15 protein-coding genes are annotated in these 16,607 nt (G+C 63.6%); 9 read left to right on the top strand and 6 right to left on the bottom strand.

Going from position 1 to position 16,607, the window contains the following annotated elements; translation table 11 throughout:
- Positions 1-32: 32 nt before the first annotated feature.
- The 3 genes from ACT3TS_RS16050 to ACT3TS_RS16040 form a co-directional block, all read right to left on the bottom strand.
- The gene (locus ACT3TS_RS16050; protein ID WP_444532526.1) at positions 33-1,559 is read right to left on the bottom strand and encodes a stealth conserved region 3 domain-containing protein; all 1,527 of its coding nucleotides are present in this window, start codon (positions 1,557-1,559) and stop codon (positions 33-35) included.
- Between the two features lie 129 nt (positions 1,560-1,688).
- Positions 1,689-2,957: an FAD-binding oxidoreductase gene (locus ACT3TS_RS16045; RefSeq protein WP_444532524.1), complete on the bottom strand. Its 1,269-nt coding sequence runs from the start codon at positions 2,955-2,957 to the stop codon at positions 1,689-1,691.
- 347 nt (positions 2,958-3,304) lie between these two features.
- Positions 3,305-3,727: a hypothetical protein gene (locus ACT3TS_RS16040; RefSeq protein ID WP_444532523.1), complete on the bottom strand. Its 423-nt coding sequence runs from the start codon at positions 3,725-3,727 to the stop codon at positions 3,305-3,307.
- 484 nt (positions 3,728-4,211) lie between these two features.
- Between ACT3TS_RS16040 and ACT3TS_RS16035 the strand changes: the two genes are divergently transcribed.
- From ACT3TS_RS16035 to ACT3TS_RS16025, 3 genes are all read left to right on the top strand, one after another.
- Positions 4,212-5,087, top strand: coding sequence for an ABC transporter permease (locus ACT3TS_RS16035; RefSeq protein ID WP_444532522.1), 876 nt, complete (start codon positions 4,212-4,214; stop codon positions 5,085-5,087).
- A gap of 84 nt (positions 5,088-5,171) precedes the next feature.
- Positions 5,172-6,197 (top strand): ABC transporter substrate-binding protein, encoded by a 1,026-nt coding sequence (locus tag ACT3TS_RS16030; RefSeq protein WP_444532521.1) that lies wholly within the window; start codon positions 5,172-5,174, stop codon positions 6,195-6,197.
- 9 nt (positions 6,198-6,206) lie between these two features.
- The gene (locus ACT3TS_RS16025; RefSeq protein WP_444532520.1) at positions 6,207-7,019 is read left to right on the top strand and encodes an ABC transporter ATP-binding protein; all 813 of its coding nucleotides are present in this window, start codon (positions 6,207-6,209) and stop codon (positions 7,017-7,019) included.
- Between the two features lie 125 nt (positions 7,020-7,144).
- Here the strand turns inward: ACT3TS_RS16025 and ACT3TS_RS16020 are convergent, their stop codons facing one another.
- Positions 7,145-7,870 (bottom strand): TetR/AcrR family transcriptional regulator, encoded by a 726-nt coding sequence (locus ACT3TS_RS16020; protein ID WP_444532519.1) that lies wholly within the window; start codon positions 7,868-7,870, stop codon positions 7,145-7,147.
- 148 nt (positions 7,871-8,018) lie between these two features.
- Here ACT3TS_RS16020 and ACT3TS_RS16015 point away from each other — a divergent pair, with 148 nt between their 5' ends.
- The 3 genes from ACT3TS_RS16015 to ACT3TS_RS16005 all read left to right on the top strand — a co-directional run bounded on the left by ACT3TS_RS16015 (position 8,019) and on the right by ACT3TS_RS16005 (position 11,935).
- The gene (locus tag ACT3TS_RS16015; protein ID WP_444532518.1) at positions 8,019-9,425 is read left to right on the top strand and encodes a flavin monoamine oxidase family protein; all 1,407 of its coding nucleotides are present in this window, start codon (positions 8,019-8,021) and stop codon (positions 9,423-9,425) included.
- Between the two features lie 66 nt (positions 9,426-9,491).
- Positions 9,492-10,421, top strand: a complete 930-nt coding sequence (locus ACT3TS_RS16010; protein WP_444532517.1) for a universal stress protein — start codon at positions 9,492-9,494, stop codon at positions 10,419-10,421.
- On the top strand, positions 10,418-11,935 hold the full coding sequence (locus ACT3TS_RS16005) for an APC family permease (RefSeq protein WP_444532516.1): 1,518 nt from the start codon (positions 10,418-10,420) through the stop codon (positions 11,933-11,935). Before ACT3TS_RS16010 ends, ACT3TS_RS16005 begins: the two co-directional genes overlap by 4 nt.
- A 118-nt stretch (positions 11,936-12,053) precedes the next feature.
- On the opposite strand, the gene ACT3TS_RS16000 is transcribed toward ACT3TS_RS16005, so the two are convergent.
- On the bottom strand, positions 12,054-12,416 hold the full coding sequence (locus tag ACT3TS_RS16000; protein WP_444532525.1) for a DUF5997 family protein: 363 nt from the start codon (positions 12,414-12,416) through the stop codon (positions 12,054-12,056).
- Positions 12,417-12,506: 90 nt separating this feature from the next.
- Here ACT3TS_RS16000 and ACT3TS_RS15995 point away from each other — a divergent pair, with 90 nt between their 5' ends.
- Positions 12,507-13,325: a LysR family substrate-binding domain-containing protein gene (locus tag ACT3TS_RS15995; protein WP_444532515.1), complete on the top strand. Its 819-nt coding sequence runs from the start codon at positions 12,507-12,509 to the stop codon at positions 13,323-13,325.
- 102 nt (positions 13,326-13,427) lie between these two features.
- Here the strand turns inward: ACT3TS_RS15995 and ACT3TS_RS15990 are convergent, their stop codons facing one another.
- A complete protein-coding gene (locus tag ACT3TS_RS15990) occupies positions 13,428-13,694 on the bottom strand; it encodes a hypothetical protein (protein ID WP_444529623.1) in 267 nt (88 codons plus the stop codon).
- A 307-nt stretch (positions 13,695-14,001) separates the two neighbouring features.
- Between ACT3TS_RS15990 and ACT3TS_RS15985 the strand changes: the two genes are divergently transcribed.
- Both ACT3TS_RS15985 and ACT3TS_RS15980 read left to right on the top strand, forming a co-directional pair.
- Complete coding sequence (locus ACT3TS_RS15985) at positions 14,002-15,021, top strand: proline racemase family protein (RefSeq protein ID WP_444532514.1); 1,020 nt, start codon at positions 14,002-14,004, stop codon at positions 15,019-15,021.
- A gap of 137 nt (positions 15,022-15,158) precedes the next feature.
- A complete protein-coding gene (locus tag ACT3TS_RS15980; protein ID WP_444532513.1) occupies positions 15,159-16,427 on the top strand; it encodes a sensor histidine kinase in 1,269 nt (422 codons plus the stop codon).
- The last annotated feature ends 180 nt before the right edge of the window (positions 16,428-16,607 follow it).

Raw genomic sequence — 16,607 nt, 5'->3', positions numbered from 1 at the left:
CACAAACGACCCCCGAACAACCTCAAGTGCGACTATTTTTCCCAGGGGGCCTTGAAAGGAAAATACTTTTCCAGAAAATCAACGACTTGTTCGCGGCGTTGCGTGGATGTTGCGTCTCCGGAACTGCCGTCGTTGAGACACAGGAAGTCGTTGTTTCGTTGGGCCAGGACCCGGTCAAGCGACACCAGTCCCGCCGTGCTGGCGGTGTCCACATAAACGCCCCGGGCGTCCTTGTGCATTACGGCCCGCCCCGTCAGGAGCGCGAAGTAATGGTACAGCGAGTTCGTCACTGAAATATTGTCCGCGGCCCGGAAAGTGCTGGCGGCGGTGGCCGCAAACTCCGATTCAAATTCCTGTTCCAGTTCGGCCAGAACCGACCTGCGCAACGGTGCTGCGCTGTGTTCCAGATGATGGGTTGTAAACGCCCCAAAACGCTCCCACAGCAGGCGCCGGTTCACCCTGGCGGAATTCTCAAAACCGCTGCGGACCACTTCGCTTTCGCCCAGCCCAATACGGTTGGGCGAGAGCATGAAACGAGTGATGCCACCGGCCGTGAAGAACAATTCAGGTGACAGCGGCCGAGCAAAAAACATGTCGTCGTTGGAATACAGAAAATGCTCGGACAGCCCGGCAATGTGGTGGAGCTGCGATTCCACGGCCATGGAGTTGTGGGTTGGCAGAACCGACGGATCGGCAAAATGTTCGTGGCTGCGGACCAGACTGACTTTGGGATGGTCGGCCAGCCACCCGGGAGCCGGGGAGTCGGTGGCAATGTAGATGTGCCTGATCCACGGCGCGAACATATGCACCGAACGCAGGGCATATTTAAGTTCGTCCACCTGGCGGAACCGTGATTCGTGATCGTCACCTTCGCCCAGTAGGGCGCCGGCCTCAAGCTCGCGCCGGGCTGCCTGGTAACCGGCAGAGCTCCCATCGACCCAGGAAAACACCATGTCAATGTCAAAGCGGATGTCAAAGACATGGTCGATGAACATGTTCTCAATCGTTGGCCAGCGCTGCCCATAAAGATCCACCGTGCTGTGCGTGGCATCCCGGCGGTCAACGCTGCGCCGGGTGAGCGAGTTTTCCAACGGCAGGTCAATGTGTGTGTCGGTGAAGGACCACAGCTCGATCTGCACACCCCAGGCTGCGCCGTAGTGCAGCCCACCCTTCGGTTCAACGCGGGGGCGGAAGAGTCGGACGATCCTGGTTCGGCTGGAGGCGGCCAACGATCCATCGGCAATCAGGACAGTGGACTTTTTGGTGTCGACGCTGCGGGCATGGAACGGCTCATTGGCGAAAGCTCCGGCCAGCGCCCCTTCAAGTTGCTCGCGCAGGGAGCTGTCGATGGCCAGCACGGGGCGTTCATCGTTGCCGCGCACCAGCAGGTACTCAATGGCGCATGCATCCAAAACATGCCGCACAGCCAGGAGGTCGGCAACCATCGCCTCGCGGGGAGTCAGCGGTCCACTGTTGGTGGCGCCATTGACAAGTGCCAGCCGTCCGTCGTGAAGCACGACGTCGTCCCGGGCAAGAATCGCTGTTGCACGCGGCGTCAGGGGCTGGTTCTTTTTGCTGGAGCCGGCTTGGCGGGGTGTTGCCGTGGCGGGGTCGGCGCCGTGCAGGGTGGACAAGGCTGACTCCCGGGAGTTGAAGGGGCAGGCCGGCGCGGCCGGCCCACCCCGAGCTTACCGCGCGGGCACCTGCCCCAGCCTGAACAAGCGGTCCGGGTCAAACTGTCCCGCCAGGGCAGTCAGCCTCTCCAGCACCGGGGCCGTGTAGCTTGCGGCAAATCCGGCATTGCCTGTGCCCGCCGAGAAGTTGGGCAAGGTGCCGCCATATGCCCACGGCGACATATGTGCCTGCAGTCCGGACGAGTGCTCGCTGATCCGCGGCAGCTCCGGCGGTCCGGCCACCCCCACCGTGTACAGCGAAAACCCGGCTTCCCGGTGGCTCACGGCGCTGGGCACCTCCGGTTCTTGTCCCAGCAATCCGCCAAGCTGCCGGATTTCCACCATCAGCTGCGGTGATGCGCTGTCAGGTCCGGCCACCTCGAGCAGGGCGTCGGCCGCTGCTGTGCTGAAATCCGTCAGGAGCGTTGAACCTTCGGCGGCCGGGAGTGCATCCTCGGGGTCGGCATGCACCAGAGCGATCATTGACGAGGGCATGAGTCCCACGGTATCCATGAGCGGCACCCCAGCCGAGCGCATCGGCGAAAGCCAGCTGGCGCCGTCGTCCGCGTTTCCAGTGAAAACGTAACGGACGGCGACGGTGAACTGTCCGGCCAGCGGTTCGGGCACGCCGGGCATGGGCGGAAGCTGCATCAACGCAATCGAGGTGGTGGCGGCGAGGGGCAGGGTGGGACACCACTGGGCCCAGGCGCGCAGGACCGTTTCCACGTCCGCGGTGCCAAAGTACAGTGCCCCGGCGTAGATGCGCGGCAGTGCCAGCAGCTCAAATTCCAGCGCGGTGATGATGCCCAGCGAACCCTTGCCGCCGCGCAGGCCCCAGAACAAATCCGGTTCGGAGTCGGCTGTGACATGGCGCAGCACGCCGTCGCCGGTCACCACGTCCATGGAGACCACCTTGTCGGAGGCGGCACCAAACGTCCGTGCCATGGGGCCGATGCCACCGCCGCTGGTGTAGCCGGCCACGCTGACGCCGGGAGAGGACCCGCACAGCGCGGCCAGGCCGGGGCCCTCGCAGGCGGAGAGGACCGCTTTCCACGCGACGCCGGCGCCTGTGCGGGCCGTGCCCGCGCCGTCCCCGGATGCGTCGACGGTGCACTCATCAAGTGCTCCGGTGTGGATGAGCAGCGCCCCTGCCATGTCGGTGGCAATGCCGTGTCCCGTGGCTTGGACGGTCACGGGCATGGCGTTGGCGGCGGCGAAATTCAGCGCTTCCACCACGTCCTGGGCATTCGCGGCCGCCACTACGGCGGCAGGATGTGTGGCCACTGCCGTGTTCCATGGCGTGGCCAGCTCGGCGTACCTGGGCTCCCCGGGTTCATGCAAGGAGCCGGACAGTGCCCGGCGCAACGACGAAAGGTCCGGCTGTGGCCCCGATCTTCCTTGCCTATGGTCCGGGGCGGGCCTGTCTGCTGCTTCCATGATGTCCTCCGGGGCGTGTCTGCTGCTCAGGGCGAGGACCCCCAGAAGGCCTTTGTCCAAGCCTGCCACCGCGGAGCGTTTCTGACTAGGGCTGGGTCAGCCGAAAGTTCACCGCTTCCTGTTCGTCGTCGTGGGTTGGGCGGCATCTGTTCCCCGGGTCTGTTCGCAGGGTGCCGCCGACGGCGTGGCGGGACTCAGCTTGTCCGCGTCTGGCGCTTGCGATGGAACAGCAGCGCCACGGCAATGCCTGCCAGCCAGACGTCCTTTGCCATGGCCGTGCCCGCCGGTGTCGGACGGACGCTGCCGGGCTCGGTCATGCCCGGAGCCTTGAGGTAGGTGGCCAGCACTCCTGCGGAAAACACGCCGAGGGCCATTCCCGCCAAGCGGCTGGGGATGAACGGGGTCAGGATCAGGGAGCCCAGCGCAATCTCGGAAAAGCTCAAACCGCTGCCGAACTGTTCGGGCGTCAGCTTCGCCGCCTGGGGGATGACCCGTTGCGCAGAAGACTGCAGTCCCGCAGCTTGTTCCTCGGTGAGGCTGAGTTTGCCAATCCCGGTGTTGAGTATGAAGGCTCCGGAAACAAGTCGAAGTGCTGTGTTGCTGATGCTGAATCCCATGGTGGTCTCCTGACCGTGTGTGTACGCGTCCCGTCGCGGCGCGTGTGGTTTCAGCCTAGGGTTGTCGGCCCCGTGTGGCTAGTGGCACGTCTCGGAAGGCACAGACGGGGCAGGCGGGGCGGGAGGCGGCCTTTTGGGCAATGCTGATTCGAAACAGCAGTTGATGCACTTTTTCCTCGGGCAAAGCCGCGTTATCTGCTGTTTGGATTGGGCAATGCTGCCAGCCGATGAAAAGAGACGGCGTTTGCGCAAAAAGCGGGTCGCAGACCACCCGCCGAATGCGCAAACGCCGTCCCTTGTGGAATCGGCGGACGCGCCCGGGCACTTCGGCCGGCGCCGGACATGGCGTGGTTCGAAGATGGGAGATTGACATCTGTGATGTTCCCCACCTAAGGTCTCTCCTAATGGGACAGCGCTTTCCCGGCAGTGTTTCCGGGTGGCGGGGGCATCAACAGTCCTCACGATGAAGTAAGGGTTTTAAGTAATGGAACTTGCGAGCGAGGTAAAGAAGCCGCCGGTGGATGATGCCGGCAAGCCGACGCCCACGGCACCACGCCTGAGGAAACCGTCCAGGGCTTTCGGCTGGCTGGTTGAACTGTGGCGGCCCGCGGTGTTTGTCGCCATCTTGTTTGTCGCTTGGTGGGTTGTCACTGCAAACGGCTGGGTTGCGCCGTACATTCTGCCCAGCCCGGGGGACACATGGGACGCACTGGCGAATAACGCAGTCTACCTGGGCGGTCACACCTGGGTCACGACCGTGGAAACTGTCATTGGTTTCGCCATCGCCGTCGTTGTCGGCGAATTGGTGGCGGTCATGATGATTTATTCCAAAACTGTCGAAAAGACGGCGTATCCGCTGATCCTTTTCGCCCAGGTGATCCCCAAGATCGCCGTGGCCCCCTTGTTTGTGGTGTGGCTGGGTTTCGGCATGGAACCCAAAATTGTGGTTGCTGTCCTCATGGCGTTCTTCCCCATTGTCGTTTCGGGCATGGCCGGATTGAAGTCCGTTGACCCGGAAATTTTGGAGCTGACCTCCACCATGGGTGCAAGCTCCATCAAGACCTTCCTGAAGGTCCGCCTGCCAGCGTCATTGCCGCAGCTTTTCTCGGGTTTGAAGATTGCTGCCACCCTTGCCGTCACCGGTGCCGTGGTCGGTGAGTTTGTGGGAGCCAACGAAGGCTTGGGATATGTGATCCTCCAAGCCAACGGAAACATCGACACGGCGATGCTCTTCGCAGCGTTGATCATCATGTCCCTTATGGGTGTGCTGCTCTTCGCCCTGATTCAAATTGCCGAGTGGTTCCTGATCCCGTGGCACTCGTCGCGGCGCATCACGGGCTCCGCCGCAACCGCAGCCTGACCACCGGCACAACATTTCACCAGTAGTTCAACGTTGCACCACCAAAGGCCACCATCGGCCAAGCGCCACGATCGGGAGAAAATCATGAATGTTTCACGTCGGTCCGTACTGACCGCTTCGCTGGCTGCCGCGGCGGCACTGGGGCTTGCCGCTTGCGGTGGCAACGATGCCGCCAAAACAGAGCCGGGCGCCGAAGGCACCACCGCGGCGACACTGATGCTCAACTGGTACCCCTACGGTGAGCACGCTGCCCTGTATTACGGGGTGGAGAAAGGCATCTTCAAGAAGCACGGCATTGACCTGACCATCAAGGCCGGCCAGGGATCCACCAAGACTGTGCAGGCCGCAGGCCAGGACCAGGTCGACTTTGGCTGGGCCGACACCCCCGCGCTGCTGGCCAACATTGACAAGGGGGTGAAGGTTAAGAGCATTGGCGTTTTCCTGCAGACAACGCCATCCGCGGTGCAGGTCTTCACCGAATCCGGCATCAAGGTGCCCGCTGACCTGAAGGGCAAGACCATTGCCGTGTCCGCCGGTGACGCCCCGACCACCACATTCCCGATCTTCCTGAAGGCGGCCGGGCTGGAAGAGGGCGACGTCAAGCAGCAAAACCTTGATGCGGCCGGCAAAATGGCGGCTCTGTTGTCCAACAAGGTTGACGGCCTGATTGGCTTTGCCCATGACCAAGGCCCCACGATTGCAGCCAAGAGCGGCAAGGAAATGACCTACCTGCGCTACTCGGATGCCGGCGTGAACTTCTACTCCAACGGTTTGGTTGCCTCCGACGGTTTCCTGGAGAAGAACGCGGACCTGGCCACAGCCATGGTCGCGGCGGTCTCCGAATCCTTCGAAGAGGCAATCAAGAACCCCGAAGATGCTGCCAAGTCGATGGACGGCAAGGATCCGCAGATCCCCGCCCAGGAAGTCGTCATCGAACAGTGGAACCAAACCATCAAGCTGCTCACGACCCCGAACACCGAGGGCAAAAAGCCGGGCGTCAATGCGGATGAGGACTGGGATGCCACCATCAAGACCCTGGCCGACGCCGGATTGCTTGAATCCGAGGGGGAGACCAGCAAGTACTTCAACGCAGCATTCGCACCTAAGTAGGGATCTGACATGACAGTACTGTCACCGGAGAAATCCAAGACTCATTTGGAACCCGTGGTTGAAATTGAGCACCTCAACGTCACCTTCTCTTCCAAGCGGGGGCACAGCGTAGTCGCGGTGGGCGATGCCTCACTGACCATTGGGCAAGGCGAATTTGTTTCCATCGCCGGACCTTCCGGTTGCGGAAAATCGACGTTGCTCAAGGTCGTGGCCGGCCTGACCCGGGCAACGCGCGGCTCGGTCAAGCTGCGTGGATCCGAGGTGACGGGCCCGCGGCAGGACATCGGGTACGTGTTCCAGCGCGCCGCCCTGCTTGAATGGCGGAACGTGCGGGCAAACATCCTGTTGCAGGCTGAAATGCGCGGCATGGATCGCACCAAGGCCAATCAGCGGGCGGACGAACTGATAGCCATGACGGGGCTGACGGGCTTTGAAAAGTCGCTTCCGCATGAACTTTCGGGCGGCATGCAACAGCGCGTGTCCCTGTGCCGGGCGCTGCTGCACGAGCCGGATGTGCTGTTGATGGATGAACCGTTTGGGGCGCTCGACGCCTTGACCCGCGAGAAGATGAACATCGAACTGCACCGCATCTGGCGGGAGACCGGCACGACTGTCATCTTGGTGACGCACTCGGTTTCCGAGGCCATTTACCTGGCCAACAGGGTGGTCGTCATGAGCCCGCGGCCGGGCCGGATCCAGGAGATCATCGACGTCCCGTTCGGCAACGACAGGGACTTTGGTGAAACGCTGGCGCTGCCTGAGTTCGCTGAGATCTCAAGCAGGGTGCGGGACCTCCTGGGAGCAACGCACGCGGAAGACTAGCCACTAACGCATCAACGTCCGACGGCGTCCGGCACACCTTGGTGGGCCGGACGCCGTCGGACGTTGCAACTGCAGGCAGGAAGGATGCCAAAACCCCCGGACCCGCCGCGCCCGCAGTTTGGGCTTCAGTCCCGCGGTCCGAGAGTGGCGGCGAGGCCCGCGATCATCGCCGTCAGGCCCAGGGTGAAGGCAGCGTCTGCGTCATTGCGCGGCTCGCGGTCCACGGCGGGGCCTGCGGCAGCTTCCGCGCCGGCTCCCGAACCGGACTGCCCCCGGCGGGCGACAGCGTCACTGAAATTTGGTGCCTCGGGTGCACGCGAACCGGCGTCGAAAATATCCGCCGGGGCGTTCACATCGTAGGCGGATCCGTAGATAAACGACTCGAGGGCCACCACTGCATCAACGATGGATTCCGGCGGCCAGCCGGCGCCCAGAAAGCCATGGGTGACTGCCTCGTACATGGTGATGGTTTCAGGGGCATTGGTCACCGGCAGCAGCGCAATGACTGGAATCAGCGGCAGATGTGAGGCAAAAACGTCACGATAGGAACGCGCCCAGATGCGCACCGCGGCGTCCCACGGTTCAACGGCAAAGGCCGACACGTCAACCCGGCCCATCAGGTGGTCCTCCACCAGCAACAGCACATCCTGCTTGGAGCGCACGTGGTTGTACAGCGCGGAAGGAGCCACATTCAATGATTTGGCCAGCGCCGCCATGGTCAGCCCCTTGTAGCCGTCGTGGCTGACAAGCTTTAGCGCCGCCTTGGTGATCCGGGCGGAACTGAGCAGTGCCTGCGGCGGGCGGCCTGCCCGGCGTCGCACTTGTCTGGGCGCTTCTGCGGGTGACGCCAATGCTCGCACTCCTTGTTCCGGCCCCGGCGGGCACAAATTTATTCGCCCACCTCTTTACGAAGGGTGGTGATGTCAGTTACAGTCTATTCTAAATGAACGGCATTCATTTAGTGAAGGGCACCACAGGCGCTTCGCAGGAGAGGGACACATGACATCCGCAGCAACCCACGCAGCAACCCCAACAGCGAGCACCAGCATCGACCGCGACGTCGTCATCATCGGCGCCGGACCGTCGGGCATGACAGCGGCCCGTGAGCTGAAAAAGGCCGGCCTGAGCGTGGCAGTGGTCGAGGCCCGCGACCGCGTTGGCGGCCGCACCTGGTCCAACACGATCGACGGCGCTTGGCTGGAAATCGGCGGCCAGTGGGTCTCCCCGGACCAGACGGCACTCATCGGCCTGCTCGGGGAGCTCGGCTTGGACACCTACCCGCGCTACCGGGACGGCGACAGCGTCTACATTGCCCCCGACGGCACCCGCACCCGCTACACCGGTGAGATGTTCCCCGTCGACGCCGACACCGAGGTCGAGATGAACAAACTCATCGACACCCTTGACGAACTCGCCGCCGCCATGGACCCCGCCAGGCCGTGGGAACACCCGGCGGCCCGCGAACTGGACATCATCTCCTTCCACCACTGGCTGCGCGAACAGTCCGGCAACGAGGAAGCCTGCAACAACATCGGCCTGTTCATCGCCGGCGGCATGCTGACCAAGCCCGCCCACGCGTTCTCCGCACTGCAGGCCGTGCTCATGGCCTCCTCCGCCGGCTCCTTCACCAACCTCGTGGACGACAACTTCATCCTCGACAAGCGCGTGGTTGGCGGCATGCAGGGCGTCTCCCTTGCCATCGCCGCCGAGCTGGGCGGGGACGTCTTCCTGAACTCCCCGGCCCGCACCGTCCGCTGGACAGAGAACGACGGCGGTTACGTCGCCACCGTGATTGCCGACGGCGTCACCGTGACGGCCAAGCGTGTGGTCATGGCAGTCCCGCCGAACCTGTACAGCCGGGTATCCTTTGACCCGCCCTTGCCGCGCCGCCAGCACCAGATGCACCAGCACCAGTCGCTGGGCTTTGTCATCAAGGTCCATGCCGTCTACGAGACGCCGTTCTGGCGCGAAGACGGGCTCTCCGGCACCGGCTTCAGCGCCTCCTCGCTGGTGCAGGAGGTGTACGACAACACGAACCATGAGGACCCCCGCGGGACCCTGGTGGGCTTTATCTCCGACGAAAAGGCCGACTACGCCTTCACCCTCACTGCCGAGCAGCGCCAGAAGGAGATCACGGCATCGCTCGCCGAATTCCTTGGCGACGCCGCCGCCGAACCGGTGGTCTACTACGAATCCGACTGGGGCTCGGAGGAGTGGACCCGCGGCGCCTACGCCGCCAGCTACGACCTGGGCGGCCTGCACCGCTACTCGGCCGACCAGCTCACCCCCGTGGGACCCATCCACTGGTCCTGCTCCGATTTGGCCGCCGAAGGCTACCAGCACGTTGACGGCGCGGTCCGCATGGGCCAGTTCACCGCCGCCAAGCTCATCGCCGAGCTGGCGTAACAAGCCCGACCAGCAATTCCCCCGACCAGCAGTTCCCCCGACAACGACGTCCTGAGGAGGACCCTTATGCGGTATGTAGTTGGATATGCAGCCAACGCCCGTGGCGGCGACGCCGTCAACCTGGCAGTGGCGTTGGCCCGCCGCCAGGGCGCCACCCTGGACCTGGTCATGGTGATGCCCCAGGATTCGCCCTACAACGGGGTCTATCCGCCCGTGGCCGGCTTCGGCGACATCCTGGCCAGGCAGGTGTCGGAATGGCTCGACGAGGGTCTGGCCCTCATTCCCGACGACGTGCAGGCACAGGCGCACATCCGCCGCGGCGAATCCGAGGCCGAAGCGCTCATTGCGGCAGCCGAGGAACTTGGCGCCGTGCTGCTCGTCATTGGGGCCAGCAGCACCGGCCTGTTCAAGCGCTTCTCCATCGGTTCGGTGGCGGGCGCGCTGCTGCACGCCTCCACCCTTCCCGTGGTTCTGGCGCCGTCGGGCTACAGCCGCACCAGGCCCATTACCCGCCTGACCTGCGCACTGGGGACCCGGGCCGGCGCCGAGGACGTGCTGCGCACCGGCATCGCCATGGCCAGGCGCCGGGAGCTGCCGCTTCGGCTGGTCTCACTGGTGGCGCTGGGCCCGGGCGAGTCGGAGGCCACGGTCCACGACGCGGAAGCGCACCTGCGCGCCGTTGCCGAAGCCAGTCAAGGCGTGGAAGCCGACGATTTCGACAAACTCCGGGTCGACGTCGTCGTTGGGCATGGCCGCTCCATTGAAGACGCCGTGGACGCGCTCGACTGGAAAAAGGGCGAGATTCTGCTCATCGGTTCCAGCCGTTTGGCGCAAAACAAGTCCATCTTTCTCGGTGCCACCGCCAACCGCATCCTGCGCGCCCTGCCGGTGCCGATGATCGTGGTGCCGCGCAATTACGTGCCGCTGTCCGAGGAACTTTTCCACACCACGGCACTTCCCATCGTTGCGCCCGAAACCACGGAGGCACCCAAATGAGCACGCCTAAAACTGTTGAGCACGGCCTGAGCGAAAAGGGGCTGAAGGCCGGCTCCGTGGGACTGATCGGCGCCGTCGTCATCGGCATCTCCTGCATCGCACCGGCCTACACGCTGACCGCGGCCCTGGGCCCCACGGTGTCCGAGGTGGGCGTGCACCTGCCCGCCATTTTCCTGGTCGGCTTCATTCCCATGCTGCTCGTTGCCCTCGGGTACCGCGAACTGAACAATGCCATGCCCGACGCCGGAACCTCCTTCACGTGGGCAACGCGCGCCTTTGGCCCGTGGCTGGGCTGGATGGGAGGCTGGGGGCTGATTGCGGCAACCATCATTGTGCTGTCCAACCTGGCAGCCGTGGCCGTCGACTTCTTTTACCTGATGCTGGCGCAGATCTTTTCCAACCCTTCGCTGGCCGACCTGACGCGCAACCTGCCGCTGAACCTGGCCACCACCATGGTGTTCATTGCCGGTGCGTGCTGGATTTCCTACCGCGGCATGGAGACCACCAAGTCGTTCCAGTACATCCTGGTGGCGTTCCAGCTGCTGGTCCTGGGCTGGTTCGCCGTCGCCGCCTTCACCCACGTGGCCAACGGCACCGCGTTTGACGCCACCACCATCCAGGCCGACTGGTTCAACCCCTTCGCCGTGGAATCGTTCTCCCAGTTCGCGGCGGGTGTTTCCCTGTCCATCTTCATTTTCTGGGGCTGGGACGTCACGCTGACCATGAACGAGGAAACAAAAAACCCGAAGAAGACCCCGGGTCGGGCCGCCACGGTCACCATCATCGTCATTGTGCTCATCTACATGACTGTTTCGCTGGCCACCCTGTCCTTCGCCGGCATCGGCACCACGGGGCTGGGCGCCGGAAACCCGGAAAACCAGGCAAGCATCTTTGCCGTCCTGGCCGGACCCGTCATGGGGCCGTTCGCGATTCTGATGTCGCTGGCCATTCTGAGTTCCTCGGCTGCATCGCTGCAGTCCACGTTTGTTTCACCGGCCAGGACCCTGCTGTCCATGGGCCACTACCGCGCCCTGCCAAAGAGCTTCGGAAAGATCAGCCCCACGCACAAGTCACCGGGCTACGCCACGGTTGCGGCCGCCATCGCCGCAGCCGGCTTCTACATCATCACCAGGACCCTGTCCGAGAATGCCCTGTGGGACACCATCACGGCACTTGGCATGATGATCTGCTTCTACTACGGCATCACGGCGCTGGCCTGCGTCTGGTACTTCCGTGCCGAGGCGTTCCACGGAGTCAAGAACTTCCTTTTCAAGTTCCTTGCCCCGCTGGTGGGCGGCGTGATCCTGCTGGTCATGTTCTGCAAGACCGCCTACGACTCCATGGACCCGGATTACGGCTCAGGATCCAACATTGGCGGGCTCGGCCTAGTGTTCATCCTCGGCGCCGGCGTGATCGCGCTCGGCGCTGTGCTGATGTTCCTCATGTACCGGCGCCACCCGGAGTTCTTCAAGGGCGAGGTCCTCAGCAAGGCCAGCCAGCCCTACAACCCCTGACCGGTGTGAGGGCCGCGAGGGCAGCGTGCGAAAAGGGACGGCGTTTGCGCAAATGGCGAGTCGTGGACCACCCGCCGAATGCGCAAACGCCGTCCCTTTTGGAATCAGCGGACGCGCTCTACCTCTTCGGGCGGCGTGCCGCCTCGCGCTCCTTCGCCAGCTTGGCCTCGGCGCGGGCCTTGGCGTGGACTGCGCGCTCCTCAACGAGCCACGCGGGTGGAGCCTGCAGCAGCGTCGTGATGTCCGCCGTCGTCAGTGCCTCGGTGATGTTTGAGCGGTTCAGCCCGCCAATGGAGATGTTGAGCTTCTGCGCAATTACGGGGCGCGGGTGGGGTCCGCTGCGGCGCAATTCTTCAAGCCAGGCCGGAGGATTCTCCTGCAGAACCTTGAATTCCTCCCGGCTGATCGCATTCTCTTGGAATTCTGCGGGGGCTGCGGGCAGGTGGATGCCCAGCTTCTTGGCCGCGGTGGCGGATTTCATGGCTTGGGGTGACGGTTCAATGCTCATACAACCAAGGGTACCGGTGGCGATGCGGTACTTTAGGGGAAAACGGTGCGTTAGGGTAAACAAGTGCCTGAATCCCGCGAACTTACAGTGACCTTTGTCCCGGGTGTGACCCCCGGAAAGTGGATCCACCGCTGGCAGGAGCGCATGCCCGGCGTGCCCCTGGTCTCCACGCCGGTCCCGGAAACGCGCCAGCTCGATGCCGTGCACGCCGGTGAAGTCGACATGGCGTTCGTGCGCCTGCCCGTGGACAAGACCGGGCTCCACGTGATTCCGCTTTACAGCGAGCTTTCGGTGGTGGTGGCGCCCAAGGACCACCCCATCGCGGCCTTCGACGAGCTTGACGTGGCTGATCTCGCCGACGAATACCTGCTCGCCGACCCGGACGATTTCCCGGAGTGGCGCGATATTTCCACCGAAATTGCGGCGGGCACCCGCAAGCCGCTGCCGCCCATGGGCTCCATCGAGGAAGCGCTCGACCTGGTCGAGGCCGGACTCGGAATTTTGATCCTGCCCATGTCCGTCGGCAGGCATTACAGCCGCAAAACGCTGCGCTCGCGGCTGCTGCACGGCGTCGCGGAGACCAGCATCGCACTGGCCTGGGTGGATACGGTCCAACCGCTGCCGGACGAGGACGAAGCCGTCATCCAGGAATTCATCGGCGTGGTCCGCGGCCGCAGCGCCAACAGCTCCCGCCAGCCGTCAGTTCAGGCGAAGCAGGACGCGGCCCCCAAGAAGGGTGCCAAGGCTGCTAAAAGTTCGACGGCGGCACGCGCCGGTGCGGCCAAGGGCAAGCCGGGTGCTGCGAAGGCAGGCGGCGGAAACCTGCGCGGCGGCGGTCGCCCCGGCGGCAAGGCCCGGGCGCAAAAGCGCGGCCGGCACTGACCGTCCCGTCCCACACAAATCTGGCCCGCAGTTGTGGCTGCAACATCAACTCAATACGGTTGAATCTACAGCCACAAGTGCGGGCCAGTTCGTAAGTGGAGGCTACTTGGAGGCGGCTTCCTGCTGCTGCTTCTGCTTGTTCACAATGACCTTGACGTCGCCGAGGTCGCTGATGACGCGGGCCAGCGACTTCTTGGACGTCGGCCACTGGGTGCCCTTGAAGCGTGTGGCGTCGGGACCTTCCCAGCGAACCGACTGGGCCTTGCCATCCAAGGTCGTCATGACCTGGGTGATCTGGTCAATCGCCGTGCCGAGCTTTGAGACCAAATCGGCCATGTCCTGGGGATCGTTACCGAGCATACCGGCCATGATGCACATCCTTAGCTAGAAATTTGCGGCCTTGCCGCTTCTGATTCACTGCGTCCGGGAAGATCCGGCCGAGCGATTACCTAAAATCTATCCCGGCACCGCCAGCCCCGTCGATGGGGTGGGCTACCCATGCAGTTGTACCCATGCCGCCGGCCATGCTTCACGCCGCAAAATTCCAAAATCCCGTCCCGGAACGCGTGCCATTCCGGCGTCGATCATTGACAGGGCAAATGCACCGTGCCATATTGACGGCAATGGGCCGGGACCAGCCCAAGCCAGAGCTTGTCAGCTCAAAGGAGAGACGACTGTGAAAGCGGCATTGTGGGAAATTGAAACCTTTGATTATCACACGGCGGGTGAGCCATTCAGGATTGTGCCGGCCCTGCCCTTCATCATTGAAGGGGACACGGCGCTTGAACGGCGCGAGCATGCCATGGCCGGGGATGCCGACAAAATAAGGAAACTGCTGGTCAACGAGCCGCGCGGGCACGCCGACATGTATGGCGGTTTTGTGGTGCCGCCGAATGACCCCGGCGCCCATTTCGGGGCGTTGTTTTGGCACCGTGAAGGATTCTCCACCGTCTGCGACCACGGCACCATGGCGCTGGGAACCTGGGCGGTCCGCAGCGGTCTTGTCCGTGCGCCGGACGACGGCGAGACTGACGTTGTGATCGACATTCCTTCGGGTCGCGTCACGGCCCGGGTGACGATGGACGAAGGCAAGATCAGGGACGTGGCCTTCCATAACGTGCCCTCCTATGTGGTGGCTCGGGACATTGAGGTCAAGACGGCCGCCTTTGGCCGCCTGCGCGTTGACCTGGCCTGGAGCGGGGCGCTGTACGCCTCAATTCCCGCCGCTGCCGCAGGACTGGAGGTCACGCCGTCGAACTTGGCAAAGGTGGTTGCCGCCGGGCACCAGGTGGCGGCCGGGCTGGCGGACCATCCGGCCGCGCACCACCCTGCGGGCACCCGGCTGGAGGGAATTTTCGGGGCAATTTTCCACGAGCCCATGAAGCATTCGGGCCCGGGACTGGCCCAGCGCAATGTGAGTGTTTTCGCCGACGGCCAGGTGGACAGGTCACCCAGCGGTTCCGGGAGTGCCGCGCGCGTGGCGTTGCTCAGTGATTCGGGGGAACTGGCCGACGGCGAGGCGCTTGAGCACTATTCAATTATTGATTCGCACTTTTCCGCCCGGGCGGTTGACACGGTGGGCGGGCCCGACGGCGGCCTGGTGGTGGAGGTCAGCGGCCGAGCATTCCCGGTCGGTGAAGGAAAATTCACGCTGGACGCCGACGACGATCTGGGACTGGGATTTGTCCTGCGGTGAGATGTCCCGCAGTGAGCAGAGCCCGGGGTGTGCCGTGTCGGGGAAGCGGCGGATCGTGCAACACGGAGAAAACTGGGACGATTGGTCAATGAACACTTTCAGCTGCCCCCTGCCGGAAATGCACGCTCCGGATTGCAGTGGCACCGGTGCTGTGGCGCCGCGGCAGCGGCGGCCCTGAGATGCGCACGGCGAAGAGCGGTGCCACGCTAAAATCCACCGTTGCAGGAGTGTTGAGGGTCGGCAGCTCCCCGCTTCCGCTGTGGGTGTCTTTTCTCATGATTGTCTTTGTCACGGTGTCGGCTGTTGACGACGTCCGCCTGTTTATCGTGACTGGCCAGGACGGGAGCTTCCCCTGGTGGCCGTTCGCCAGCACAGTAACGTATTGGGCGGTGTGGATGAGCCTGGCCTTCCGGCCACAGCTGACGGCCATCGTCTTCGCGGTAATGCTGGCGGCCATGTACCCGAGCACGCAGCCGGCCGGGGCGCTGCTGCTGGCTTTTGGGGCCCTCGCCGTTGCCGCGTACCGAGTCTCAACCCGCAGCCTGGCCGCAGTAGTTGCTTGTTTTCTGGTGTGGCAGATTGTCTGGGTGCTTGGGGTATCCGAGCTCAACCGTGCAGTGCTGTGGGGGTATGTGCTTGTCACCTTGCTGCTCGCCACCCCCGGCTTGGCACTTAAGTTGTTGCGGGAAAAGGCCATCCGGGCCGAGCGCGACCAAAGGGCAGCCGAGGAAACGGCGGCCGCGGCCGCCCTGGAACAACGCACCGAGCTGGCCAGGGAGCTGCATGACGTTGTCACCCACGGACTGACGATGATTGCGGTGCAGGCAAATCTGGGCACGATCTCCACGGACGGGGCTGAGCAGCACCGGGCGTTGACGGAGATTGGGGCGATGTCACGGAGCTCGCTGGACGACCTCAGGCGGCTGCTGCAAACCATGCGGACCGACGAGATTCCAGCAACGGGCCTGCACGGGGCGGAACCCAGTGTTTCACCGAACCCAGCCTGCATAGACCTGGCGCAAAGTGTTGCAGACTCGCAGAAAAGGCTCAACGCGCTGGGCGTTCCCACCCGCGTCACCACGTCCGGAGACCTGGACCGCACGCCCAACGGGCTGCGCTCCACGGTGCTGCGGGTACTGCAGGAAAGTGCCACTAACACCGTCAAGCATGCCGGCGGGGGCAGCGAATGCACCATCTTCATGAACGTTCGGGAAGATGACATTGAGTTGATCATTCGCAATCTCATGACCCCCGGTGAGCCGCGACTGCCGATGTCAGGGACGGGCCTTGCCGGGCTGCGGGAACGGGCCTCCCGACTGGGCGGAACCCTTGACGCCGGACCGGCGGACGGATGGTGGAGCGTGCGCACAGTTCTGCCGTTCGCCGGACGCCAGACGCTCCGTTAGATTGTGCAGACAGAAACCATTCGGCGGAAATTGGCCGTTTGGCCAATTTTTGCCATTTAAGGCCCGATTTCCTCATCCGTTTGGACAGTCTTTCCCCTTGTGCATTGAATGCGAGGCCGCTCCTCCGTAGCGTCGAAAGTGCGCGGGGCGAACTACCTTGCAGGGCTAGACAAGCACTGC

This window comes from Specibacter sp. AOP5-B1-6 (assembly GCF_052376555.1).
Lineage (GTDB): Bacteria > Actinomycetota > Actinomycetes > Actinomycetales > Micrococcaceae > Specibacter.
Note: the sequence above shows the minus strand (reverse complement) of the source record. Positions and strands in the feature narration are given on the sequence as shown.